At 60.2% G+C, this 25,306-nt stretch carries 22 protein-coding genes and 1 tRNA gene; 14 read left to right on the plus strand and 9 right to left on the minus strand.

Features of this window, described 5'->3' with window-relative positions; genetic code table 11:
* Positions 1-7: 7 nt before the first annotated feature.
* The 4 genes from secD to queA all read right to left on the minus strand — a co-directional run bounded on the left by secD (position 8) and on the right by queA (position 4,493).
* Positions 8-1,876 carry a protein translocase subunit SecD gene (secD, locus tag AACY25_RS04020; protein WP_339522674.1) on the minus strand — a complete coding sequence of 623 codons (1,869 nt, stop codon included), beginning with the start codon at positions 1,874-1,876 and terminating at the stop codon, positions 8-10.
* A 62-nt stretch (positions 1,877-1,938) separates the two neighbouring features.
* A complete protein-coding gene (gene yajC, locus AACY25_RS04025; RefSeq protein ID WP_339410434.1) occupies positions 1,939-2,274 on the minus strand; it encodes a preprotein translocase subunit YajC in 336 nt (111 codons plus the stop codon).
* A 39-nt stretch (positions 2,275-2,313) separates the two neighbouring features.
* Positions 2,314-3,429 carry a tRNA guanosine(34) transglycosylase Tgt gene (tgt, locus tag AACY25_RS04030; protein WP_339523821.1) on the minus strand — a complete coding sequence of 372 codons (1,116 nt, stop codon included), beginning with the start codon at positions 3,427-3,429 and terminating at the stop codon, positions 2,314-2,316.
* A 14-nt stretch (positions 3,430-3,443) separates the two neighbouring features.
* Positions 3,444-4,493 carry a tRNA preQ1(34) S-adenosylmethionine ribosyltransferase-isomerase QueA gene (queA, locus tag AACY25_RS04035; RefSeq protein ID WP_339522676.1) on the minus strand — a complete coding sequence of 350 codons (1,050 nt, stop codon included), beginning with the start codon at positions 4,491-4,493 and terminating at the stop codon, positions 3,444-3,446.
* A 113-nt stretch (positions 4,494-4,606) separates the two neighbouring features.
* On the opposite strand from queA, the gene AACY25_RS04040 reads away from it, so the two are divergent.
* The 3 genes from AACY25_RS04040 (at position 4,607) to AACY25_RS04050 (ending at position 6,038) form a co-directional block, all read left to right on the plus strand.
* A tRNA-Leu gene (locus AACY25_RS04040) sits at positions 4,607-4,691 on the plus strand.
* Positions 4,692-5,063: 372 nt separating this feature from the next.
* Positions 5,064-5,276 carry a cold-shock protein gene (locus AACY25_RS04045; protein WP_339410437.1) on the plus strand — a complete coding sequence of 71 codons (213 nt, stop codon included), beginning with the start codon at positions 5,064-5,066 and terminating at the stop codon, positions 5,274-5,276.
* A 267-nt stretch (positions 5,277-5,543) separates the two neighbouring features.
* Positions 5,544-6,038 carry an RDD family protein gene (locus AACY25_RS04050; RefSeq protein WP_339522678.1) on the plus strand — a complete coding sequence of 165 codons (495 nt, stop codon included), beginning with the start codon at positions 5,544-5,546 and terminating at the stop codon, positions 6,036-6,038.
* Positions 6,039-6,100: 62 nt separating this feature from the next.
* Here the strand turns inward: AACY25_RS04050 and lptG are convergent, their stop codons facing one another.
* Together lptG and lptF are read right to left on the minus strand one after the other, a co-directional pair.
* Positions 6,101-7,162 (minus strand): LPS export ABC transporter permease LptG, encoded by a 1,062-nt coding sequence (gene lptG / locus AACY25_RS04055; RefSeq protein WP_339522679.1) that lies wholly within the window; start codon positions 7,160-7,162, stop codon positions 6,101-6,103.
* Entirely contained in the window at positions 7,155-8,270 is a 1,116-nt protein-coding gene (gene lptF, locus AACY25_RS04060; RefSeq protein WP_339522680.1) for an LPS export ABC transporter permease LptF, read from the minus strand. The genes lptG and lptF overlap by 8 nt, the downstream gene beginning before the upstream one ends.
* Before the next feature lie 143 nt (positions 8,271-8,413).
* Between lptF and AACY25_RS04065 the strand changes: the two genes are divergently transcribed.
* The 9 genes from AACY25_RS04065 to rlmF all read left to right on the plus strand — a co-directional run bounded on the left by AACY25_RS04065 (position 8,414) and on the right by rlmF (position 19,331).
* Positions 8,414-9,904 carry a leucyl aminopeptidase gene (locus AACY25_RS04065; protein ID WP_339522681.1) on the plus strand — a complete coding sequence of 497 codons (1,491 nt, stop codon included), beginning with the start codon at positions 8,414-8,416 and terminating at the stop codon, positions 9,902-9,904.
* Positions 9,905-10,246: 342 nt separating this feature from the next.
* On the plus strand, positions 10,247-10,666 hold the full coding sequence (locus AACY25_RS04070) for a DNA polymerase III subunit chi (RefSeq protein WP_339522683.1): 420 nt from the start codon (positions 10,247-10,249) through the stop codon (positions 10,664-10,666).
* A gap of 152 nt (positions 10,667-10,818) precedes the next feature.
* Entirely contained in the window at positions 10,819-11,217 is a 399-nt protein-coding gene (locus AACY25_RS04075; RefSeq protein WP_339522685.1) for a DNA polymerase III subunit chi, read from the plus strand.
* Positions 11,218-11,330: 113 nt separating this feature from the next.
* Positions 11,331-14,162: a valine--tRNA ligase gene (locus AACY25_RS04080; protein ID WP_339522686.1), complete on the plus strand. Its 2,832-nt coding sequence runs from the start codon at positions 11,331-11,333 to the stop codon at positions 14,160-14,162.
* A 103-nt stretch (positions 14,163-14,265) separates the two neighbouring features.
* Complete coding sequence (nhaC, locus tag AACY25_RS04085) at positions 14,266-15,729, plus strand: Na+/H+ antiporter NhaC (RefSeq protein ID WP_339522688.1); 1,464 nt, start codon at positions 14,266-14,268, stop codon at positions 15,727-15,729.
* Between the two features lie 214 nt (positions 15,730-15,943).
* On the plus strand, positions 15,944-17,320 hold the full coding sequence (gene nhaD, locus AACY25_RS04090) for a sodium:proton antiporter NhaD (protein ID WP_339522689.1): 1,377 nt from the start codon (positions 15,944-15,946) through the stop codon (positions 17,318-17,320).
* A 46-nt stretch (positions 17,321-17,366) separates the two neighbouring features.
* Positions 17,367-17,663: a winged helix-turn-helix domain-containing protein gene (locus AACY25_RS04095; protein ID WP_339410454.1), complete on the plus strand. Its 297-nt coding sequence runs from the start codon at positions 17,367-17,369 to the stop codon at positions 17,661-17,663.
* Between the two features lie 15 nt (positions 17,664-17,678).
* Positions 17,679-18,239, plus strand: a complete 561-nt coding sequence (locus tag AACY25_RS04100) for a VTT domain-containing protein (RefSeq protein WP_339522691.1) — start codon at positions 17,679-17,681, stop codon at positions 18,237-18,239.
* A gap of 63 nt (positions 18,240-18,302) precedes the next feature.
* On the plus strand, positions 18,303-19,331 hold the full coding sequence (gene rlmF / locus AACY25_RS04105) for a 23S rRNA (adenine(1618)-N(6))-methyltransferase RlmF (protein WP_339522692.1): 1,029 nt from the start codon (positions 18,303-18,305) through the stop codon (positions 19,329-19,331).
* Between the two features lie 138 nt (positions 19,332-19,469).
* Here rlmF and AACY25_RS04110 read toward each other — a convergent pair whose 3' ends face one another.
* The gene (locus AACY25_RS04110) at positions 19,470-20,708 is read right to left on the minus strand and encodes an SLC13 family permease (RefSeq protein ID WP_339522693.1); all 1,239 of its coding nucleotides are present in this window, start codon (positions 20,706-20,708) and stop codon (positions 19,470-19,472) included.
* A gap of 329 nt (positions 20,709-21,037) precedes the next feature.
* On the opposite strand from AACY25_RS04110, the gene AACY25_RS04115 reads away from it, so the two are divergent.
* Together AACY25_RS04115 and AACY25_RS04120 are read left to right on the plus strand one after the other, a co-directional pair.
* Positions 21,038-21,832, plus strand: a complete 795-nt coding sequence (locus AACY25_RS04115) for a substrate-binding periplasmic protein (RefSeq protein WP_339522694.1) — start codon at positions 21,038-21,040, stop codon at positions 21,830-21,832.
* Between the two features lie 122 nt (positions 21,833-21,954).
* On the plus strand, positions 21,955-23,097 hold the full coding sequence (locus AACY25_RS04120) for an ABC transporter substrate-binding protein (protein WP_339522695.1): 1,143 nt from the start codon (positions 21,955-21,957) through the stop codon (positions 23,095-23,097).
* 20 nt (positions 23,098-23,117) lie between these two features.
* Here AACY25_RS04120 and AACY25_RS04125 read toward each other — a convergent pair whose 3' ends face one another.
* Positions 23,118-24,404: an ABC1 kinase family protein gene (locus AACY25_RS04125; RefSeq protein ID WP_339522696.1), complete on the minus strand. Its 1,287-nt coding sequence runs from the start codon at positions 24,402-24,404 to the stop codon at positions 23,118-23,120.
* Positions 24,405-24,473: 69 nt separating this feature from the next.
* On the minus strand, positions 24,474-25,265 hold the full coding sequence (locus AACY25_RS04130; protein WP_339522697.1) for a substrate-binding periplasmic protein: 792 nt from the start codon (positions 25,263-25,265) through the stop codon (positions 24,474-24,476).
* Positions 25,266-25,306 lie beyond the last annotated feature (41 nt).

The following is a 25,306-nucleotide window of genomic DNA, read 5'->3' on the forward strand; positions in this document are numbered from 1 at the left end:
CAGCCCCTTAAATCCACAACTTCTTGAAGTCACGCCCGCCGCACGTCAGGTTGACCATGCAACGCGTCACCAGAATGGCGGTAAACATCGACGTAATAATGCCCAGCGACAGTGTCACGGCGAAGCCTTTAACCGGCCCGGTACCCATCGCAAACAGAATGCCGCCAACTAGAAGAGTGGTCAGGTTGGCGTCAACAATCGCCGAGTAGGCCCGATCGAACCCTTCATGGATAGCCCGCTGAATCGACATGCCATTGGCGATCTCTTCACGGATACGCGAGAAGATCAGCACGTTGGCGTCCACCGCCATACCCATGGTCAGCACGATACCGGCGATGCCCGGCAGGGTCAGCGTGGCACTGAGCAACGACATCAGCGCCAGCAACAGCACCATGTTCAAGCCCAGCGCAATAGTCGCCAGCACACCAAAGGCGCGGTAGATGGCAATGATAAATAGCGAAACGAACAGCATTGCCCACAGCGACGCATTGACGCCTTTGGCAATGTTGTCAGCACCCAGGCTCGGGCCAATGGTGCGCTCTTCAGCAAAGTACATCGGCGCGGCCAGACCACCGGCACGCAGCAGCAGCGCCAGCTCGGACGACTCGCCCTGACCATCCAGACCAGTGATGCGGAACTGGCTACCCAACGGCGACTGAATAGTGGCCAGACTGATGATCTTCTTCTCTTCGACGAAGGTCTGCAGCTCGACTTCTTTCTCGACGCCATCAATCACCTGGCGCACGTAGCGGGTTACCGGCTTTTGCTCGATAAAGATCACCGCCATGCTGCGCCCGACATTATTACGAGTTGCGCGGTTCATCAGGTCGCCGCCACGGCCATCCAGTCGGATATTGACCTGCGGGCTGCCGTTCTCATCGAAGCTGGCCTGAGCATCGGTGACCTGGTCACCGGTGATGATCAGATCACGCTCCAACTGCGCCGGCGGACGACCCTCCTGGCGGAACTCGAAGCTCTCGGTCGCAGCCTTGGCAGCGTCCGGCTCGGCAGCCAGACGGAACTCCAGGTTGGCGGTCTTGCCGAGAATACGCTTGGCTTCAGCGGTGTCCTGCACGCCCGGCAGTTCAACGACGATGCGGTTGGCGCCCTGGCGCTGCACCAGCGGCTCGGCGACGCCCAGCTCGTTGACCCGGTTACGCACGGTGGTCAAGTTCTGCTTGATCGAGTATTCACGAATCTCGACCAGTTTGGCCTGGGTCAGCGCCAGGCGTAGCACTTGCTGCTCGCCGCGCTCAACAGTGGTCATATCAAAATCATTGAAGTCCTTGCGGATCAGCTGCTGAGCTTTTTCCAGCGCGTCTTCATCGACAAAGCCCAGCTGAATAGCACCATCCAGCTCAGGCAGGCTGCGATAACGTACGCGCTCTTTACGCAGCAGGCTCTTGACCTCGCCTTCGTAGACCTTGCGGCGCGCATCCAGGGCTTTGTCCATATCCACTTCCATCAGGAAGTGCACACCACCGGACAAGTCCAAACCGAGTTTCATTGGGCTACCGCCCAGGTTGCGCAGCCAGTCTGGCGTGGTTTGCGCCAGGTTAAGGGCTACTACGAACTCATCGCTCAAGGCCTTGCGCACCAGCTCTTTGGCCGGCAGCTGGTCTTCAGCGCTGTTCAAACGCAGCAAACCGGCACGGCCCTGATTGGCCAGGCTGACGGCTTTTACGCTAATACCAGCTGCTTCCAGGGCGCGGCTGGCGCGGTCCAGATCAGCCTGCTCAACGCGCATGGCGGAGCTGTTGCCACTGATCTGGATCGCCGGATCATCCGGGTACAGATTGGGCGCGGAATAAAGGAAACCGATTGCCAGCACAGCTAGAATCAGCAGGTACTTCCAGAGGGGAAATTTGTTGAGCATGACGCCGCCCGTTATGACGCGGGGCGCATTAAGCGCCCCGTCGAATGGTAAAGGTGTGTTGCTTAGATCGCTTTCAGCGTGCCCTTAGGCAGCGAGGCGGCAATTGCCACTTTCTGAATCTTCAGCTCGACGGTGTCGGACACTTCGATTACCACGAAGTCATCGGAAACCTTCGACACCTTGCCAGCGATACCGCCGCTGGTTACCACCTCATCACCCTTCTGCAGGCCACCGATCAGACCCTTGTGCTCTTTCGCACGCTTGGCCTGTGGGCGCCAGATCATCAGATAGAAGATGACCAGAAAGCCGACCAGAAATACCCATTCAAAACCACTACCAGCAGGGCCGGCAGCCGGTGCGGCGCCTTCAGCGAAAGCAGCGGGGATAAAAAAGCTCATGTAACACTCCTGTTGCAAGGGTCTTTAAAAGGTTGGGAATCAATCCAGAGGCGGCGTTGGCAGCCCGCGCTTGGCATAGAAGGCATCGACAAAGGCGGCCAATGTACCCTGTTGAATAGCCTCGCGCAAACCAGCCATAAGCACCTGATAATGCCGTAAGTTGTGGATTGTATTGAGCATGCTACCGAGCATTTCGCCGCATTTATCCAGATGGTGCAGATAGGCGCGGGAGAAATGTTTACAGGTGTAACAATCGCAAGTCGGGTCCAGCGGCGAATTATCCTGTTTGTGGAAGGCATTGCGAATTTTCAGCACGCCAGTATCGACAAACAGATGGCCGTTGCGCGCGTTACGGGTCGGCATCACGCAATCGAACATATCCACGCCACGTCGCACGCCCTCAACCAGATCCTCCGGCTTACCGACGCCCATCAGGTAACGCGGCTTGTCGGCCGGCAGTTGCGCAGGCAGGTAATCCAGAACCTTGATCATCTCGTCCTTCGGCTCGCCGACTGACAGACCGCCAATGGCATAACCGTCAAAACCGATCTGCTCCAGACCATCCAGCGACACCTTGCGCAATTCCTCATGCATGCCGCCCTGAACGATGCCAAACAGCGCCGCCGTACTTTCGCCATGGGCCTCTTTCGAACGCTTGGCCCACCGCAGTGACAACTCCATCGAGCGCTTGGCCACATCGAACTCGGCCGGGTACGGCGTGCATTCGTCGAAAATCATCACAATGTCAGAGCCCAGATCACGCTGCACCTGCATCGACTCTTCCGGCCCCATAAACACCTTGGCACCGTCGACCGGCGAGGCGAAGTACACGCCCTCCTCCTTGATCTTGCGCATGGCACCGAGACTGAACACCTGGAAACCACCGGAGTCGGTAAGGATCGGTCCCTGCCACTGCATAAAGTCATGCAGGTCGCCGTGTTTCTTGATCACTTCAGTGCCGGGACGCAGCCACAAGTGGAAGGTGTTGCCGAGGATGATCTGTGCACCAATCGCTTCGATATCCCGCGGCAGCATGCCCTTGACCGTGCCGTAGGTGCCCACTGGCATAAACGCCGGGGTTTCCACCACGCCACGGGGGAAGGTCAGCCGACCACGGCGCGCCTTGCCCTCGGTCGCCAACAATTCGAAAGACATGCGGCAAGTGCGCGTCATAGCTGTTCCTCTGGCCCGCGCGGTGCGGGGTTGCGGGTGATGAACATGGCATCACCGTAACTGAAAAAACGATAATTCCCGGCAATCGCCACCTGATAGGCCGCCATGGTTTCCGGGTAACCGGCAAAGGCCGACACCAGCATCAGCAAGGTCGATTCCGGCAAATGGAAGTTGGTCACCAGTGCATCGACCACATGCAGCGGCCGGCCTGGGTAGATAAAGATATCGGTGTCACCGCTGAAGGCCTTGAGCACGCCATCACGTGCGGCGCTCTCCAGCGAACGCACACTGGTGGTACCGACTGCTACCACCCGACCGCCACGTGCGCGACAAGCGGCCACGGCATCGACCACATCCTGGCCGACCTCCAGCCACTCGCTGTGCATATGATGGTCTTCAATGCGCTCAACTCGCACCGGCTGAAAGGTGCCAGCACCGACATGTAAGGTGACGAATGCGCGCTCAACACCCTTCTCGGCAATCGCCGCGAGCAACTGCTGGTCAAAATGCAGCCCCGCGGTAGGCGCTGCGACAGCACCAGCACGATCCGCGTAGACAGTCTGATAGCGCTCACGATCAGCCTGCTCATCCGGCCGGTCGATATAAGGTGGCAACGGCATATGTCCGACCCGCTCCAGCAGCGGCAGCACTTCTTCGCTAAAGCGCAGCTCGAACAGCGCATCGTGACGGGCAAGCATCTCGGCCTCGCCACCGCCGTCGATCAGGATGTTCGAACCCGGCTTGGGCGACTTGCTCGAACGCACATGGGCCAACACGCGATGAGCGTCCAGCACGCGCTCGACCAGAATCTCTAGCTTGCCGCCCGAAGCCTTCTGGCCGAACAGCCGCGCCGGAATCACCCGGGTGTTGTTGAACACCATCAGATCGCCAGAGCGCAGGTAATCCAGCAGATCACTGAACTGTTTATGAGCCAGCTCACCTGTCGGCCCATCGAGCACCAGCAAACGGCTGGCACGACGTTCGGCAAGAGGGTGGCGGGCAATCAGAGCATCTGGCAGCTCGAAATTGAAGTCGGCAACACGCATGGTCGGAAGGGGGTCGTCTAGCAGGGCGGCAAAGCTTACCGGAAATAGTGCATGCTGACCACGCAAGTGGATTGACCAACCCCAATACCATCCCTATACTGCGCCGCCATTGTGCCCCGGTGGCGGAACCGGTAGACGCGGCGGATTCAAAATCCGTTTTCGAAAGAAGTGGGAGTTCGAGTCTCCCCCGGGGCACCATAGATCCGAAGAAAGGCGTTGAGATTCAAGGCCTTTTTTATTGCCTGAAATAAAGCTACGGCACACCCGAACAGCACTCCGATACCGCACTGACTAATGCGCCAACCTCCCACAAAGCGCCCCCTCTAAGGGCTGGGCAAAACACCTACAAGCCAGCAACCGCATGCCCCGCCGGGGCTTGGCATTTGCCTGGAAGTTGGCGTAGAGTTTCCCCACTGAGTTTGCATGGGTCGCCGAAAATCGTGACCTGGTGCAGTAGATCATCCAGATCCGCTACATCCCTCTCGACGTCGCATACCGCCTTGCAACCAGTATTCAGCCCCTCATGTCGAGTAGCGGCTGTTATCAACCCTAGGTTCAAGGAAATACGCCATGTCGAATCGTCAGAACGGTACCGTCAAGTGGTTTAACGACGAGAAAGGTTTCGGTTTTATCACTCCAGAAAGCGGTCCTGATCTGTTCGTGCACTTCCGCGCGATCCAAGGCAACGGTTTCAAGAGCCTGAAAGAAGGCCAGAAAGTCAGCTTTATCGCTGTACAAGGCCAGAAAGGCATGCAGGCTGACGAAGTACAAGTTCAGGAATAATCCTGCAGTGTTGAAGAACCCCTGATGTCGCCATCAGGGGTTTTTTATGTCCTGCCATCCATGGCGGCCACCCTTCGGGCCGTCGCTACGCAACGTTAAAAATGACTCCCGGTCATTTTTTATGCCCTGCCATCCATGGTGGCCGCTCTTAGCGCCGTTAATACGCGACGGCTAAAATGACCCCCGATCATTTTTTATGGCCGACCATTCCCATGAATGCCGTATCGTTGCCGCCATTCCGCCAGCCGATTGAGTAAAGAGCCAACCATGCCGAAACACCTGCTGCGCCCGCAGGGTGAATTCCCCAGCGCCGGCCTGATCCGCCGCCTCGCTGCGATGTTTTATGACTTTCTACTGTGCGTCGCACTGCTGATCGTCGTGACCTTTATCTACAAGCTGATCCTCATGGGCTTCTACGGCGAGGCACAGCTCAAGCAGATGTCCGACTCAGGCGCCCTGGATGGCGATCCTCTGCTCTCTACGCTGTTGTTTCTCAGTCTGTTTGGCTTCTTCGCCAAGTTCTGGACGCACAACGGTCAGACCCTCGGCATGCAGGTCTGGGGCCTGCGCATCCAGAATGCCGACGGCACGGCGATCAGCCTATGGCAAGCACTGCTGCGCTTTCTGGTCGCCATCGGCTCCTGGCTGCTATTGGGCCTGGGATTTTTCTGGGTGCTTTGGGATAAACAAAAGCGCAGCTGGCATGACATCTATTCGGACAGCCAGGTGATTCAACTGCCGAAGAACATCCACAAGAAGTAAATTCCACGCGTAAAAAAAGCCGGCGTGTACGCAATGCACACGCCGGCTTTTTTATGCACGCATCAACCCGCGCGGCGGAGCAACCAGACGCCAGCCAGCGCGCAGACACCTGCGGGGATCAACACCGCCAGCAGCGGCGAGAAGCCGAAGACCAGGCTCGACGGGCCGAGCAGGTCCTGGCTGATCTTGAACACAAAGCCCACCAACACCCCGGTAAACACCCGCTGCCCAAGGGTCACGGAGCGCAACGGACCGAAGATAAAGGAGATCGCCATCAGCACCAGCGCGGCGGTTACCAACGGCTGCAGTACCTTGGTCCAGAACGACAACCAGTACTGGCTGTTATTCAAGCCCTGCTCGGCCAGGTAGTGGATGTAATTCCACAGCCCGGTCATCGACAGTGCATCCGGTGCCAGCACCACGGTGCCGAGCAGCTGGGGCGTCAGCTCGACGTCCCAGCGCTCGCTACCCTGCTCAATAACCTCACTGCTGCGCTCACGGAAATGCGTGGTCGCGACATCTTCCAACTGCCAGTGATCACCCTGGTGCTGGGCGCGTCGAGCGAAGCTGGATGACTGCATGCGTTGCTGTTCATCGAAGCGATAGCGGGTAACCCCGAGCAGCACGCCATTGGGCTGCACGGCGTTGATATGCACATACTCCTGGCCCTGACGATGCCACAGACCGCGCTTGGCGCTCTGCGCTTCACCACCGCCCTGCGACATGGCACGACTGGCCTGAGCCTGATTCTCGCTATAAGGCGCGAGGTATTCACCGATCAGTACGCCGACCAACATCAGCACCAGCATTGGCTTCATCACCGCCCAGACAATCCGTCCGATCGACACCCCTGCCGCACGCATGATGGTCAGTTCGCTGTTACTGGCCAGCGAGCCCAAACCGATCAGGCAACCGATCAGCGCCGCCATCGGCAGCATTTCATAGATGCGCCGCGGCGCCGTCAGCAACACATAGCCAAGGGCATCGAGCAGGCTGTAGCTGCCCTCGACATCGCCTAATTCGTCGATAAAAGCAAACAGCAACGCAAGGCCGACAATGATGCCCAGCACAGCCAAGATGGCGACAAATACCTGTGCACCGATATACCGATCCAACTTAACCACGGGCCACCTCCACACGACGGGCCGCCCAGCGCAAGCGCAACGACTCCCAATACAGCAACAGCAGCCCGATCAATACGAACAGCCCATGCACCCACCACAAGCCCAGGACTGCGGGGATTTTCTCTTTATCCAGCGCACCACGCGCGCCAATCAGCAACGCCAGGTAAGCCATGTACAGCAGGATGGCCGGCAACAGCTTGAGAAAGCGACCCTGGCGTGGATTGACCCGTGACAAAGGCACCGCCAACAGCGTGACCACAAAAACCAGCACCGGGATCGATAAGCGCCACTGCAACTCAGATTGCAAACGCGGTTTGTCGCTACCGATCAGCTCGCGCGTCGGCATCGCCTCGCGGTCGGATATCTCTACAGCCACTTCCGGCTTGGGCAACAGCACACCGTAGGTGTCGTATTTGATAGCACGGTAATCGGCCTGCCCCGGATTGCCGTCGTAGCGGTAGCCATTTTCCAGAATCAGATAGCGGCTACCGTCCTCCTGGATCTCCTGGCGACCGGATTCGGCCACCAACACAGAGATGCCACGCTCCTTGTCGCCTTCGCGGGACAGCTGCTTCTCGGAGATAAACACCCCGGCCAACGCGCCGCGATCCTCCGACAGCTCCTCGGTATAAGTCACCCGCGAGCCATTTTTCATCGACTGAAAACGCCCCGGCACCAAAGTGTCCAGCTCAGTCATGGCGCTTTGCTGATTCAGAATTCGCGCTACATGTTCGACACCTTGCGGGGCCAACCCCAGGCTCAGCCAGCCGGTGAGCAGAGCCATCAGCGCCGCAGGGGCCAGGCTGTATGCGAACAGCCGTTGCTGACTCATACCAGTGGCCGAGAGCACAGTCATTTCACTGTCGAGGTACATCCGCCCATAGGCCAGGAGAATGCCGAGAAACAGCCCCAACGGCAGAATCAGCTGCAGAAAGCCGGGAATCCGGTACGCCATGATCAGCAGCAGCACCCCAGGGTCGAGCAGGCCCTGCGCGGCCTGGGCCAGATAGCGAATAAAGCGACCACTCATAATTATGACCAACAGCACCGCACTTACGGCACTCAGGGTCAACAGCACTTCACGGGACAGATAACGGAAGACGATCAAACCAGACACTCCAGGGTTGTCAGGCTCAGGCGGCTAAGATCAAACTAACCGCACTGCTTGCCGGCTCGCCCAACTGGCGAACCATCGAAAAATAGCCGGCATTATCCTGCAATACCGCCGCCTTGTCTTGGGGACACCACGTAATGGAATTTATTGTTAAAAGCGCACGCCCAGAAACACTAAAAACCGCCACCCTGGTTATTCCTGTTGCTGAGGGCAAAAAACTCGGCGAAACCGCCAAGGCCGTCGACACCGCCAGCGCTGGCGCAATCAGCGCCCTGCTCAAGCGCGGCGACCTGGCTGGCAAGGTCGGCCAGACCCTGTTGGTACACCATCTGCCGAACCTGAAAGCCGAGCGCGTACTGCTGGTCGGCGCCGGCAAGGACAGCGAACTGTCTGACCGCCAACTGCGCAAATTGGTCACCAGCGTTTACAACAGCCTGAAAACCCTCGGCGGCAACGACGCTGTGCTGGCCCTCGACGAGCTGCAGGTCAAAGGTCGCGACAGCTATGGCAAAGCCCGCCTGATGGTGGAAACCCTGGCCGACGCCGGTTACTGCTTTGACCGTTTCAAGAGCCAGAAGGCCGAAGCAGGCGCACTGAAGAAGCTCACCCTGCTCACGGACAAAGCCAACCTGGCTGATGCCGAGCGCGCCAGCACACACGCCCAGGCGATTGCCGCCGGCATGGCCTTTACCAAGGACCTCGGCAACCTGCCGCCGAATCTCTGCCATCCAAACTATCTCGCCGAAGAAGCCAAATCCCTGGCCAAGGCCTACAAAAACCTCAAAGTCGAAATTCTCGACGAGAAGAAACTCAAGGAATTGGGAGCCGGCGCCTTCCTCGCTGTGGCCCAAGGCAGCGACCAGCCACCGCGGATGATCGTACTCAACTACCAGGGCGGCAAGAAAACCGAGAAGCCCTACGCCTTGGTCGGCAAAGGGATCACCTTCGACACCGGCGGCATCAGCATCAAGCCGGCGGCCGGCATGGATGAAATGAAGTACGACATGTGCGGCGCCGCCAGCGTATTCGGCACCCTCAAGGCCGTGCTTGAGCTGCAACTGCCGATCAACCTGGTATGCCTGCTGGCCTGCGCCGAGAACATGCCGAGCGGTGGAGCAACCCGCCCAGGCGACATCGTCACCACGATGAGCGGGCAGACCGTGGAAATCCTCAATACCGACGCTGAAGGCCGCCTGGTGCTGTGCGACACCCTGACTTATGCCGAGCGCTTCAAGCCGCAAGCGGTGATCGACATCGCCACCCTCACCGGCGCCTGCATCGTTGCCCTGGGCAGCAATGTCTCCGGCCTGATGGGCAATAACGACGAACTGGTGCAGCAGATTCTCGGCGCAGGCCTGGCAGCCGACGACCGCGCCTGGCAGCTGCCGCTGTATGACGAATACCAGGAGCAACTCGACAGTCCGTTCGCCGACATTGCCAATATCGGCGGGCCAAAAGCCGGCACCATCACTGCGGGTTGTTTCTTGTCACGCTTCGCCAAGGCATACAACTGGGCGCACCTGGATATCGCCGGCACCGCCTGGGTCAGCGGCGGCAAGGACAAAGGCGCTACCGGTCGTCCGGTGCCGATGCTGACGCAGTACTTGCTGGATCGCAGCAACGCCTAAGAACCTGCATCGGATCTGCTGCGCGTCGGCGATACAGCGTTAAAAACGGCCTCGGAAGCCGCTTGCGGCTAACGCGCTTTAGCGCGACCCGATGGGCGAGTGAAACGAGTAGTGCTCATTTGCAGCTCGTAAACTCGAGTGCGAGCCCAGTCCGCTTCCTCGGCCATTTTGACCGGCCGATGGCTGTTACTAACGTAGCGCCTTGTCTCGCTCTAGCTCGCGAGATCCGAAACAGGTTCTACGTTCCAGGCGCATTGTAGGAGCGGTGTTGACCGCGATTGACTGGTAAGCTGCGCGCCTATCAGCACACCGCTCCTGCAATTAACACCAAACTGTGCCGCCATGCCCCGAATAGAATTCTACGTACTCTCCACCGCCGTGCCGGCCGAGCGCCTGCGCGCGGCCTGCCAGCTGGCGATGAAAGCCTGGCGCGCCGGTATGCCAGTGTTTCTGCGCGGCAGCGATGCCCAGCAATGCACCGAAGTGGATGAACTGTTGTGGCGTTTCAAGGCCGAAAGCTTTGTGCCGCACAGCCTGTACGCGGAAGATGCGAAAGCATCGGTGGTGATTGGGTTGGATGAAGAACCCAGCAGCGCTCAGGGCGTATTGATCAACCTTGGCAGCACCCTTTCACCGCAGGTTGAGCGCTTCAGCCGGGTGATTGAAATCGTCAACCAGGAACCCGACCTGCTGACCGCCTGCCGGGAGAATTTCCGCAGCTACCGGCAGCGCGGGTATGATCCAAAACGAGTCGAACTCTAGCAGGCCGTTGAAAAACTACCTGCGTTGGCAATACTGCGTTAAAAGCGGCCTCGGAATGCTCATTTACAACACGTAAACTCCGCTTCCTCGGCCACTTTTGCCTTGTCTTGCCTGCCTCGCCTACGCTTTTCAACCGCCTGCTAGTTGCACATATGGACACCCCAAAGCCTCCGCAAAAACCCGCACAACTGCTGAACGACCTTGAGTCGATCCGGCAATTGCTGGGCGATGAAAACCTCGAGCCACCGCTGCTGATCGACTCGCTCGACCCGGACAGCATCCCCCTGCTCTCGGAAATCGTCACGCCACCGCCCACGGCCGCCGCGCCACCGCCCCCATCCAAGCCGCCGATTGCGCAGACCCTGCGTGAAACAGTTAGCCAGAGTGTCGGCCGCGACAGCGAAGTGAATCGCCTGGACAGTGAACTGCGCGCCGCTGCCCAGCTGATCCTGCAGGATGTGATCGATGATTTCGTGCCGCAGATCGAGGCCGAGTTGAAACGCCGCCTGGAAGCCCGCCTGCCCCGCTTACTGCCGCCGCGCCGCCCCTAACGCCGACGCATAGCAGTCCGTCAGCAGTACCCAGCGCGCCCTTACGTCATGCAGGCCATCCCCGCTATACTTGCCGGCTTTTCCGTCTAGCCGTCATAAGGGTCCCGCCGCGCATGGACAAGACCTACCAGCCGCACGCCATTGAAACCGCCCTGTACCAGAACTGGGAGGCGAACAACTATTTCGCCCCACAAGGTTCGGGCGAGCCCTACACCATCATGATTCCGCCGCCGAACGTCACCGGCAGCCTGCACATGGGCCATGGTTTCAACAATTCGATCATGGATGCGCTGATCCGCTTCCGTCGCATGCAGGGCCGCAACACCCTGTGGCAGCCGGGCACAGACCACGCCGGTATCGCCACCCAGATGGTGGTGGAGCGCCAGCTGGCCGCCGACGGCATTGGCCGTCACGATCTGGGCCGCGAGAAATTCCTGGAGAAAGTCTGGGAGTGGAAGGAACAGTCCGGCGGCACCATCACCCGGCAGATACGTCGCCTGGGCTCATCGGTGGACTGGTCGCGCGAGCGCTTCACCATGGACGACGGCTTGTCCGAGTCGGTTAAAGAAGCCTTTGTGCGTCTGCATAAAGACGGCCTGATCTACCGCGGCAAGCGCCTGGTCAACTGGGATACCAAGTTCCACACCGCCATCTCCGACCTCGAAGTGGAAAACCACGACGAGAAAGGCAGCCTGTGGAACCTGCGCTACCCGCTGGCCGACGGCAACAAAACCGCCGACGGTAAGGATTACCTGATTGTCGCCACCACTCGCCCGGAAACCATGCTCGGCGACAGCGCCGTGGCCGTGCACCCGGAAGACAAGCGCTATAAAGCCCTGATCGGCACCTTCGTCGAACTGCCGTTGGTTGGCCGCCGTATCCCGATCATCGCCGACGATTACTGCGACCCTGAGTTCGGCACCGGCTGCGTGAAAATCACCCCAGCCCACGATTTCAACGACTATGAAGTCGGCAAGCGCCACAACCTGCCGCTGCTCAACATCTTCGACAAGAACGCCGCCGTGCTCGCACAGGTCCAGGCGTTCAATGTCGATGGCAGCGTCAACAGCGAGATCGACTGCAGCCTGCCGGCCGAATACGCCGGCCTGGATCGTTTCGAGGCGCGCAAGCAGATCGTTGCCGCCTTCGAAGCCGCAGGCCTCTTGGAAAGCATCGACGCCCACGCCCTGAAAGTGCCGAAGGGCGACCGCTCCGGCACCATCATCGAGCCGTGGCTGACCGACCAGTGGTACGTCAGCACCAAGCCGCTGGCCGAAAAAGCCATCGCCGTGGTCGAGAGCGGTGAAATTCAGTTCGTGCCCAAGCAGTACGAAAACATGTACTTCAGCTGGATGCGCGATATCCAGGACTGGTGCATCAGCCGTCAGCTCTGGTGGGGCCACCGTATCCCGGCCTGGTACGACGATGCCGGCAACGTCTATGTCGGCCGCGACGAGGCGGAAGTGCGCGCCGAACACAACCTCGGAGACGCCAACCTGCGTCAGGATGAAGACGTCCTCGATACCTGGTTCAGCTCCGGCCTGTGGACCTTCTCCACCCTCGGCTGGCCTGAGCAGACCGATGCATTGAAAACCTTCCACCCGACCGACGTGCTGGTGACCGGTTTCGACATCATCTTCTTCTGGGTCGCCCGGATGATCATGCTGTCCACTCACCTGACCGGGCAGATTCCGTTCAAGACCGTGTACGTGCATGGTCTTGTGCGCGACGGTCAGGGCCAGAAAATGTCCAAGTCCAAGGGCAACGTGCTCGACCCGCTGGATATCGTCGATGGCATCACCCTCGACGCCCTGCTGGAGAAGCGCACCACCGGTTTGATGCAGCCTAAGCTCGCCGAAAAAATCGCCAAGCAGACCAAAGCGGAATTCCCCGACGGCATCGCCGCCTACGGCACCGACGCCCTGCGCTTTACCAACCTGGCGCTGGCCTCCACCGGCCGCGACATCAAGTTCGACATGGGCCGGGTTGAGGGTTATCGCAACTTCTGCAACAAGATCTGGAACGCCGCCAACTTCGTCATCGAGAACACCGATGGCCAGGACACCGGTATCAACGGTGAAGAAGTCGAGCTGTCCTCGGTGGACCGTTGGATCATTTCCGCCCTGCAGCGCACTGAAGCCGAAGTAACCCGCCAGCTCGACGCCTTCCGCTTCGACCTGGCTGCACATGCCCTGTACGAGTTCATTTGGGACGAGTACTGCGCCTGGTACCTGGAACTGGTCAAGCCGGTGCTGTGGGACGAGAACGCGTCGATCGAACGTCAACGCGGCACCCGTCGCACGCTGATCCGCGTGCTGGAAGTGGCGCTGCGCCTGGCCCATCCGTTTATGCCGTTTATCACCGAAGAAATCTGGCAGCGGATCAAGGCGCAAGCCGGCGTCAGTGGTGAAACCATCATGCTGCAGGCCTGGCCGGTGGCCAATGAAAGCCGCATCGATGCCGCCGCCGAAGGCGATATCGAGTGGGTCAAGCAGCTGATGCTCGGCCTGCGGCAGATCCGTGGCGAGATGAAAATCTCCATGGCCAAGCGCATCGATATCATCCTGCAGAACGCCAGCGCGGAAGACCTGCGTCGCCTGGCGGACAACGCGCCGCTGCTGAACAAGCTGGCCAAGCTGGAATCGGTACGCGTGCTGGAAGCCGGTGAAGAAGCGCCGATGTCCGCCACCGCTCTGGTTGGCGATATGCAGGTGCTGGTGCCGATGGCCGGGCTGATCGACAAGGACGCCGAGCTGGCGCGCCTGGATAAAGAGATCACCCGCCTCTCCGGTGAAGTGCAGCGCGTCGGCGGCAAGCTGAGCAACGAAGGCTTCGTCGCCAAGGCCCCAGCCGAAGTGCTCGATAAAGAGCGCGCCAAGCTGGCCGAAGCCGAACAGGCCCTGAGCAAGATGGTCGAACAGCGCGGCAAGATCGCCGCACTCTGATCCACTGGCAACACCCGCAGCCCGCGCCCTCACCGGCGCGGGTTTCGTTTTTTCTGGGCAGGGCCTTAGCCAGCCACAACACTACTGATCGACCGGTACACCCATGACTGATGCGCGCTCCCCTTCCCTGTTCGATGCCCTGCTGCCGATTGGCGTGCTGGTGGTACTGCTGGGGCTTTCCGTATACCTGTATGGCGACAGCTCCTCCAGCGGGCCCAATCAGATCGCGCTGATGAGTGCGGCCCTGATCGCGGGCCTGATAGGACTGAAGAACGGCCTGAAATGGGCAGACATCGAGGAGGGTATCCTCGCCGGCATTCACATGGCGATGAAGGCCAACCTGATTCTGCTGGCGGTCGGTGCGCTGATCGGCACCTGGATTCTCGCAGGCACCGTACCGACCATGATCTGGCTCGGCCTCAAACTGATTTCCGCCGAATACTTCTACGTCACCAGCTGCCTGATCTGCGCCCTCACCGCGCTGTCCATCGGCAGCTCCTGGACCGTCGCCGGCACCCTGGGCATCGGTCTGATGGGCGTTGCAGCTGGCCTGGGTCTGGATCCTGCAATCACCGCTGGCGCGATCATTTCCGGGGCTTATTTCGGCGACAAGCTCTCGCCGCTGTCGGACACCACCAACCTGGCGCCCGCCGCAGCCGGGGCCGATCTGTTCGCGCATATCCGCCTGATGCTGCGCACCACAACACCGGCCTTGCTAATCGCCCTGGTGATTTTCTTTGTGCTTGGCCAGCAAGCCAGTAGCAGTCATGACACCGCGCGTATCGCTGAAGTGCTGACAGCCCTGGAAGCCCAATTCAGCCTGGGCTGGCACCTGCTGCTGCCGGTGGCCCTGCTGCTTTTTCTCGCAGTGCGCCAGTGGGCGGCTTTCCCGGCGGTATTTGTTGCGGCGCTGCTCGGCGGTATTTTTGCCGTGATCTTTCAGCCCGAGGTGATGGCGCGTCTGGCCGATCCAGCCGCCGGAAGCCTGGCCCCGCTGAAAACCGTATGGACTGCGCTGTTCGCCGGTTATGAGTCAAACAGCGGCAACCCGGCGCTGGATGGCTTGCTGTCCAAGGGCGGCATGGCCAGCATGCTTACCACGGTGTGGCTGATCATCTGCGCCATGTGCTTTGGCGGCGTGCTGGAAAAGCTCGGCCTGCTCCAGCGCCTGTTGCAGAGCACCCTGCACCTGGCGAAAAGCACCAGCAGCCTGATCGCCAGCACCATCGCCACCAGCATCGGCACCAATATCATCACCGCCGACCAGTACATCGCCCTGGTACTGCCGGGCCGCATGTACCGAGCCGAATATGAAAAGCGTGGACTGGCCCCGATCAACCTGTCGCGCGCCCTGGAAGACGGCGGCACCTTGACCTCGGTGCTGGTGCCGTGGAATACCTGCGGTGCCTATATGGCCGCCACCCTCGGCGTGGCCACCCTGAGTTACCTGCCGTACTGCTTCTTCAATCTGCTAATGCCGTTGTTGGCAATCTGCCTGGCATTTATCTCCCCGCCGCAGCCCGCCACGCCTGCGCACGCTGAACGCGACGACCTGTCGCAGGCCTGAGCAAACGCCCGCCCGCAACTGCGCAGCACCGCGTAGTTCGGGCGCGCCAGAGCTAACCACACGCCCCAAAATAACCGGCGGACAAGCACATAGCCCGTCTCTGGTGATAAATCCGCTGCCAATTTCCACACAAATCAGGCATCTTCGTCCGCGCATCTAGATGCCTCTGGCACCTCCAACTCAATAAAAAAGCCCTGAATCTGGAATTCTGACCATGTACGCGTTGATGGCACTGACCTTCGTCTTCGGCTACCTGTGTATCGCCCTCGAACACCCGCTGAAAATTGATAAAGCCGCGTCGGCGATCCTGACTGCGGTAATCTGCTGGACCCTATTGGTACTGGGCGCAGACAGCATTCTTCCGCTGATCGGCGCCGCCACTGCCGGCGCTAGCGGCAATGACCATCACGTCACCGAAGAGCTACGCCATCACCTTGGCGAAATCTCCGAGATCCTGTTCTTCCTGATGGGCGCCATGACTATCGTCGAGCTGATCGACGCCCATGAAGGTTTCAAGGTCATCACCGACCGTATCCGCACCAACAAGCGCGTGCACTTGCTCTGGCTGGTGGGTGTAATCACCTTCTTCCTCTCGGCGGCGCTGGATAACCTGGCCACCACCATCGTGATGATCTCGCTGCTGCGCAAGCTGATCGACGATCAGAAAGAGCGCTGGTTCTATGCCGGCATTGTGGTGATTGCCGCCAACGCCGGCGGCGCCTGGTCGCCGATTGGCGACGTGACCACCACCATGCTGTGGATCGGCAATCAGGTCACCGCCAGCGGCATCGTGGTCAAACTGATCATCCCAAGCCTGATCTGCCTACTGGTGCCGCTGACCATCATGAGCTTCGTGCTCAAGGGCGACATCACCCCGCCCAAACTCAAGGAAAGCCGCGAAAGCCGTCGCGACCCAACCACGCCCTTCGAGCGCAACCTGGTATTTGTTATGGGCCTGGGCGCGCTGATCTTCGTGCCGGTATTCAAGACCATCACCCATCTGCCACCGTATATGGGCATCCTGTTCGGTCTCGGCGTGCTCTGGGTGACCACCGAAATCATCCACCGCAGCAAGAACAGCGAAGACAAGGACCCACTATCAGTGGTCGGGGTATTGCGCCGCATCGACGTTACCAGCGTGCTGTTCTTCCTCGGCATCCTGCTGGCAGTGTCCAGCCTGTCCACCGCCGGGCACCTGATCGACGTGGCCACCTACCTGAAAGACAGCCTGGGCAATGTCTACACCATCGCGATGTCCATCGGCCTGCTTTCCGCCGTGGTGGATAACGTGCCGATGGTCGCTGGCGCGATGAAAATGTATCCACTGGTCAGCCCTGAAGTCCTAGCGACAGCCACGGCTGCAGAGTTGCCCTGGCTGAGCAACTTTGTGGTCAATGGCAACTTCTGGGAAATGCTCGCCTACTGCGCCGGCACCGGCGGTAGCTGCCTGATCATTGGCTCGGCCGCTGGTGTGGCCGCCATGGGCATGGAGAAGATCAACTTTATCTGGTACGTGAAGTACATCAGCGGCCTGGCCTTTGCCGGCTATATTGCCGGGGCCCTGAGCTATATCGCGCTCTTCGCCATGTAAGCCACGTAAAGAGGCGGTGGCTAAGCCGCCTCTTGCAGGAGCCCTTATGGACATCAGTAAAACCCGTACCAGCTTCTACCGCCGCCTGTATGTGGCCTGGCTGATCGACAGCGGCACCGCCACCAGCGTCCCGGCGCTGATGGCCGCCACCGGTATGCCACGGCGCACCGCACAGGACACCCTCGCCGCCCTGGCCGAGCTGGATATCAATTGCGCCTTTACCCAGCAAAGCGGTGAGCGCAATAACGCCGGGCACTATGAGATTGGTGACTGGGGCGCGATTAATCCGCAGTGGATCGCCGCCAATCTGGCGCAGATAAAGGCTGTACTCGGCTACCCCTGAAACCACGAGGCCGCCATGCGCAGCTCATCCCGCCTGCTTTTGGTCATCGTGTTTTTGCTGGGTCTGTTCGTGCTGTTCGAAGCTCTGGGCATCCGCGCACAGTTCAACCTCGACGCCTTGCAGGCAATGATCCTGATGCATCCCGTCGCAGGCTTGCTGCTGTTTATCCTGCTGTTCGCCCTCGGCAACCTGATCCAGATTCCCGGCTGGGTGTTTCTCGCCGCCGCCGTGCTTGCCTTGGGCCGGGTTTATGGTGGCATCGCCACGTACGTGGCCGCCTGCGTGTCCTGCATCGTCACATTTGTGACCATCCGCTACCTGGGTGGTAACGCCCTGCGCGAGCTGAACAATCGCCTGGCGCAGCGCCTGCTCAGCGGCCTGGATCGTCATCCCCTGGCCAGCATTGTCGCCCTGCGCATGCTTTTTCAAACCGTGCCGGCACTGAACTACGCCCTGGCCCTGTCCGGCGTGCGCTTGCGCACCTACCTGCTCGGCACTCTACTGGGGCTGCCGCTACCTATCGCGCTCTACTGTCTGTTCTTCGATTACCTGGCGATGTGGCTGAATATTGTTTAGCGACAAGCAAGCCGCGCCCAGCTGTGGGAAAATCCCGCGCCCCAAGCCTTAGATCCGCCAGCCATGTCCCTGCCGCCGAAACGCCCCAGCCGTATACCTGCCGCACCGCGCCCTGCGCCTAATAAACCTGTTGACGGCAAGCCGGATGCCGCCAAAGGCCAGTTGCATCCACGTAATCGGCATCAGGGGCGCTACGACTTCCCCGCGCTGATCAAGGCCAGCCCGGAGCTGGCGGCCTTTGTGATCATCAATCCTTATGGCAATGAGAGCATTGACTTCGCCAACCCGGCGGCGGTCAAGGTGTTCAACCGGGCGCTGCTCAAGCAGTTCTACGGCATCGCGCATTGGGACATTCCGGCAGACTACCTGTGCCCGCCGATTCCCGGGCGAGCCGACTACCTGCATTACCTGGCCGACCTGTTGGCCGCCAGCAATGGCGGCGAGATCCCGCGCGGGGCCCAGGTGCGTGCGCTGGATGTTGGCGTGGGGGCCAACTGCATCTACCCGCTGCTGGGTAACCGCGAATACGCCTGGCAGTTTCTCGGCTCGGACATTGCCGCCAGTGCCATCGACTCGGCCAAGGCCATCGTGCAGGCCAATCCAGGCTTGAGCGAGGCGATTGAGCTACGCCAGCAGAACGACAGCACGCAAATCTTCCAAGGGCTGCTGGACAGCGCAGAGCGCTTTGATCTGACCCTGTGCAACCCACCCTTTCACGCCAGCGCGGAAGAAGCCAGCAGCGGCAGCAAACGCAAATGGCGCAACCTCGGCAAGCTCGACCCCAAGCGCAAGCTACCGGTGCTGAACTTTGGTGGTCAGGCGGCGGAATTGTGGTGCACGGGCGGTGAAGCGGCCTTCGTCGCCCGCCTGGTCGCGGAAAGCGCCGAGGTCGGCCAGCAAGTGCTGTGGTTTAGCAGCCTGATCTCCAAGGCTGGCAACCTGCCGGGCGTCTACAGCGCGCTGAAGAAAGCCGGCGCGCTACAGGTGCAAACCGTGGAAATGGCTCAGGGGCAGAAGCAGAGCCGCTTTGTTGCCTGGACCTTCCAGACGCCGGAGCAGCAACAAAGCTGGCGAAAAGCCCGCTGGTCGTAGGATGGGTCGGGCCGCGTAGGTTGAGCACAGCGATACCCATGCTACCCAAGACGCCCCGTGATGGGTTACGCCGCAGCAATATAGGCGCACGATTCAGGCTGTGTGCAGCGGCCAACCCATCCTACCCGTGCCCTGACACTACCAGGGCAACCAGCCACCCAACGCCAGCCACAACCCAGCCACGCCCATACTCAGCAAGGTCACCGGTACGCCGCTGCGGGCAAAATCGACAAAACTCAACGGCACGCCCTGGCGCCGCGCGCTTTCGGCGACGATCAGGTTAACCACGCTGCCAATCAGCAACAGGTTGCCAGCCAGGGTCGACATAATCGCCAGGCCCACCAGCAAGGCCCCGCTGGCATCCGGCAAGACGCCCAGCAACAGCATCACATACGGCACATTGCCGATCAGGTTACCGGCCAGTAGCGACAGGCTCGCCAGCGTGATTACCCCCTGCGGCAGCAGGCCCAGCTCGGCCAGATTGCCAGCCATACCGGCGACCTGCGGCAGGCTCATCGCCGCGCCAGTGACGACGAACAACCCGGCAAACAGCAGCAACAGGTTCCAGTCGATCTTCTGCACATAGTCGCGGCTATCCACCCGCCGCGAAATCATCACCAGGGCGGCAATCAGCAGCGCGGAAATCTCCCGCGGCATGCTGGTGGAAAACAGCCCAAGCAGCACCAGACTGGCCAGCAGCGGTTTCAGGTAACTGTACGGGCCGTAGATGCGCTCGACCGGCGTTTCCTCCTGCGCCAGTGGCTTGGCCGTGCCCCAGCGTTTGCGCCATTGCAGCCAGATCACCGCGTAGGTGATGGCCAATGCCGCCAATGCCGGCGGGCCGGCAATCAAGGTATAGGACCAGAAATCCAGACCGCCGGCCTGGCCAATCAGAATGTTCTGCGGGTTACCAATCAGGCTCGCGGAGGAGCCGGCATTGCACGATAGCGCCAGCGCCAACAGAAACGGCCGTGGATCAAGGCCACGGACCAGCAGGCTATGGCACAGCAGCGGAGTCAGGGCGAAGGCGACGATGTCATTGACCAGCAACGCCGACAGCACACCGCCCAGCAGTACCACGCCCAACAGCAGCAGCGCCGGCTGCTCGGCATAGTGGCTGAGTTGTTGATTAAGCCAGGCATATACCCCGGAGAACTCGAACTGAGCACTGATCAGCATCAGCGCCAGCAGCAACAACAGCGCGCCGGCATCCAGATGGCTGGCGGCATCGCTGGGTGACTGCGCGCCGCTGACCAGCAGCAACACCGCCGCGCAGCCGGCAATCCAGCTGCGATCAACGCGCAGGCCACGAATACCCCCTGCGGCCATGCCCAGGTAAGTCAGTACAAATAGAGTTGAAACGACCCAGAAGGTCATGCTGCGGCCATCCTTTGTTACCCGCGCGATTGCGCTGCAGCACTCTAAAGGGCCCGAGGCTGGCGGGGAACTGGCAGTAAAGAAAATACCGCGCAGCATCGTCCAACCGGCAGCGCCGGCAGATAAGAGCTGCACAAATTACCGAGGTCACAACGCAGCAACTATTCTTAGACGAAGACCTGCGAATAACTAAACCCGCAATAACGCTTAACCTGTGATGGCGTATAAATGAAAGATCATGGCGTTCTATCTACACCGATGCAGTCGGTAAATACTGGGGCCATAAGCATGCGCACGGCACGATTGTTGGCTGTCATTAAGGGGCTTCAATGAAGTGGAAAAACCTGCTCGTCGCCTTCAGTTTGCTGCTGGCTCTGCCCGCGCAAGCCAGCGAACAGCCGGAACTGAAAATCAGCGTCGGCGACTGGCCGCCTTATCTGTCCAGCGAATTGCAGCACAACGGAGTAATCGCTCACCTGATCAGTGACCTGCTGGCCGATGAGGGTTATCGCGTCACGTTCCAGTTTCTACCCTGGCCGCGGGCCTATGCTGCGGCTGCGGCCGGCCGCTTTGACGGCACCGCGGTGTGGATGCACAAGGCCGAGCGCGAGGCGGATTTTCTATTCAGCGAGCCACTGCTTGATGAACAGTTCGTGTTCTTTCACCTAAAAAGCCTGCCCTTTGAATGGCAGCGCTTTGACGACCTTACCGGCATGACCCTCGGCGGCGGACTGGAATACAGCTATGGCGCGCCGTTCGATGCTTTTCTCGCCGAAGGCAAGGTAAAGATCGAGCGCGTTTCCAGCGATCAGCAGAACTTTGAAAAGCTGCTCAAGGAGCGAGTGGTGCTCTATCCCCAGGAAATGAACGTGGGCTACGCCGCCCTGCGCAGTCACTTCAGTGCGGAAAATCAGGCCAAGATCACTCATCATCCCAAACCGCTGCTGGTCAACCTCAGCTACCTGATGTTGCCGAAAAGCCTGGAAGGCAGCCCGGCGCTGCTCGAGCGTTTCAACAAGCGCCTTCAGCACTACCGCGACAGCGGCCGTTATCAGCGATATTTCGATGATCTACAGCAAGGCAAGTACGAGCAGGAGCCGTCAGCATCAACGACAAGCGAGTAAGGACCGGTCTTTATATGCACAACTGACTAGAGCGTTTTAGAGGATCACATGCATAGCCAAAATAAGAAGAAATGGACGTGCAGGTCTTGCAGTGTCCTGCAAGCATGGCAAGGAGCCTAGCGATGAACCTTCGACAGCTGCTGCACGGTTTGGTAACCAGCTGCCTGCTGCTACCGGTTTTGTCCGACGCAGCGGAGCCCGGCCTGAGCGCGGGTGAAGTGCGTGTCGGCATGGTCAATGCGCAGAGTGGCCCAGCGGCAGCACTGGGTCTAGGCATGCTCAATGGCACGCAGGCCTACTTCAAACGCGTCAATGCCGAAGGCGGGGTGCATGGCCGGCGTATCAGCCTGCTCAGCCTGGACGATGGCTACGAGCCCAGCCGTACCGCCGCACATACCCGTAGCCTGCTGAAAACCCAGCAGGTATTCGCCTTGCTTGGCTACGTCGGCACGCCCACATCGCGCGCCGCCGTACCGCTGGCGCTGCGGGCGCAGGTGCCTTACCTGTTCCCGTTTACCGGCGCTGAGTTCCTGCGCTCACCGGCAAAGCCTGGGGTGTTCAATATTCGCGCCTCCTATATCGAAGAAACCGAGCAGCTGGTCGAACGCGTGACTCATGACCTCAAGCTGAGCAAGATCGCCATCCTGATGCAGGACGACTCCTTCGGTGAGTCGGTCAAGGGCGGCCTTAACGGTGCCCTGCTCAAACGCGAACTGAAGATTCATGCGCAGGCGCGCATCCAGCGCAATTCGCTAGACGTGACGGCGGCCATTGAGGCGCTGCAGCGTGCCCAGCCGGAAGCGGTGTTCTTTGTCGGTACTTACAGGCAACTGGCGGTCGCGATCAAGCAGGCGAAAACACTGGGCTTTAATACGCGCTTTATCAGCGTGTCGTTTATCGGCACCGAGGGCTTTATCCGCGAGGTTGGCAAGGACGGAGATGGCGTTTATATCACCCAGGTGGTGCCCTCCCCGCACGATAGCTCGCTGGCGCTAGTGCGGGACTACCAGGCCGATATGCAGCCAGCCGACTTTGATCATGCTTCGCTGGAGGGTTATATCGGCGCGGCGGTGTTTATTCAGGCACTGCGCCAGGCTGGCGCCGAGCCAACACGTGAGGCGTTTCTCGACGCGCTGGAACACCTGGAAATGGACCTGGGCGGCTTCAAGGTGGCGTTCTCCCGCAGCCAGCATCAGGGCTCCAGCGCGGTATTTCTCACTCGTATTGAGAATGGCCAGGCGGTTCCCGTCGCGACCATGCGCTAGCGCTGCCAGGACATTACGGCTTAGCGCCCGGACAGTTGCACCTGCAGCAGATCGGCCACCGGCAGCGCCACGCCGAGGCGACTGAGGTTCCAGTAGTGCCCCTCCAGCGTGCGATTGACCAGCAAGGTGGCTGGCGCCGGTTGCAAGCTGCCCAACGCGCCCAGCACATCGGGCAGCAGCCGTTGCACCTGTTCATGCAGCGGCGTGGCGGCAAAATCCCACTGCACCCCAGGCTGCAACAGCGGCCCAAGCAGGCCATGCAACTGACGGTACAGGCCATAGGGTGTGGTGGATTGCGGCTGGCGCGTGCCGAGCGCCTGGAAGGCCTTTTCCAGCTGCTCGCCGTCGCGGGCCTGCAGCGCCTTGTAGGTTTTCACGTAAGCCGCCAGCAGTGGCTCGGACAATGCCTGCACACAGCCGAAGTCATACACCACCAGCTCACCGGCTGCGGTGTAGGCAAAATTGCCCGGATGCGGATCGGCATGCAGCAGGCCCAACTCAAAGGCCTGGGCACTCAGCCAACGCACCAGAGTCAGGGCCAGGCGTTCACGCACTTCGGCACTGGCCTGACTGACCTCCGCAAACGGCAAGCCAGCCTCCTCGCTGAGCGCCAGTACGCCGGGGCGACACAGGTCTTCCTGCGGCTGTGGCAGACGCAAGCCCGGCCAATCGGCGAAATGCGCGCGAAAATCCTGCAAGCGGCGCATCTCTGCCGGGTAATCCAGCTCGGCCCCAATCACCGTCGCCAACTCTTGGTACAGGCCCTCTAGCTGTTCAGCCGGTGCGCGGAACAAGCGCCCCAGTGGCAGCAAACGGCGCAGCTGACGCAGATCTGCCTGGCAAATTTCGGCAATACCTGGGTATTGCACTTTTAGCACCAGCTCTCGGCCATCCGCCGCTATAGCGCGATGCACCTGGCCCAGGGACGCGGCTGCAAAAGGTTGCTCGTCGATTTGCTGAAAGAACTGCCCGAGGTCTGCGCCATATACCTGCTGCAGGTGTTCGCGCAGCGCGCTAAAGGGCAAGGCTGGCACGCGGTTCTGCAACGAGGCCAATGCCAGTGAAACTGGCTCGGGCAGCACACCCTGCCATTGCGAGGCCATTTGCCCCAGCTTGAGCACCGGGCCTTTCATCTCGCCCAAGACATCCGTAAGCAGATCGCCGACCGGCTGCCAATCAATTCCACCGCGACCAGGACGCAGGCTCTGCCCCAGCACGCTGCCGCCGATGCGCGTAGCGGTGCCCGCCAAGGTGAGAAAGCGCCCCAGCGCAGAGGCAGACGGTGGAGCGGCAGGAGGCTTGGCCATGCGGCATTACTCATCGTGACGAAGCACGATCATGCGCCTGTGTTTGGCAGGCACCAAGCACTAACCGGCTCAGGGCTGCGCGCGTTCCAGAAAGGCTCGCACCTGTTGCTGATACGTCACCGACTCACGCTGGCGCTCAATTTCATTCCAGATGCGCGCGGCCAGCTCTGGGTTGGCTGCCATATAAGCGTTGGACAGCATCAGGTAGTAGGCCTTCTCTTCCAGCGGCAAATTGACCTTTTCCAGCTGCGATGCCAGCTCAGGATGGGCCTGCAGCACGAAATCGCCACGCAGACTCTGCAGCGCAGCCGCGTCGATGCGTTTATGCCTAAGCATCTGCAACAGCGCCAGGGGATCACGGCTGGTTTCATCCACCTCGGCGCCCTGGGCGCGAATAAAATCGACAATCGAAAAGCCGCTCAGAGAACCCACCCGCCCATGCAACTGGCGAAACTCCTCACCGTTCCAACTTACCGGGCTGTCCTTGCGCCGGTACAGGGCATAGATCGAAGTGTGCAGGCGCTTGCGCTCATCCAGGCGGCCGTCGGCATCTTGCGGGTAACGCCCGAGAAGTAAACGCTCCTCCTTGAAGCTGGAGGCAAAAGCACCGTCATAAAAGCCCTGGGCGAGCCCGGACAGACAGCGCTTCCACGGCACGGCAACGAAACTGAACTGCAGCGACAAGGCGTCTTCGACCAAGCGCAGCAATTGCAGGTTGAGCCCGCTGCCGTCGGTCATCACCCAGGGGTAGGAGTTCTGGTCCTCATAGCAGAGGGTTAAGGCCTGAGCCGAGCGCGGGGCCGCACCCACATTGCCGACCAGGCAACAGCAACACAGCAGGCAGATCAACAGCTTGGCCAAGCGCAACGCTCCAAAGCAGTGGTAACCGCCGCTCCTGGCGG

Source organism: Pseudomonas sp. EA_35y_Pfl2_R111 (assembly GCF_963970955.1).
GTDB lineage: Bacteria > Pseudomonadota > Gammaproteobacteria > Pseudomonadales > Pseudomonadaceae > Aquipseudomonas.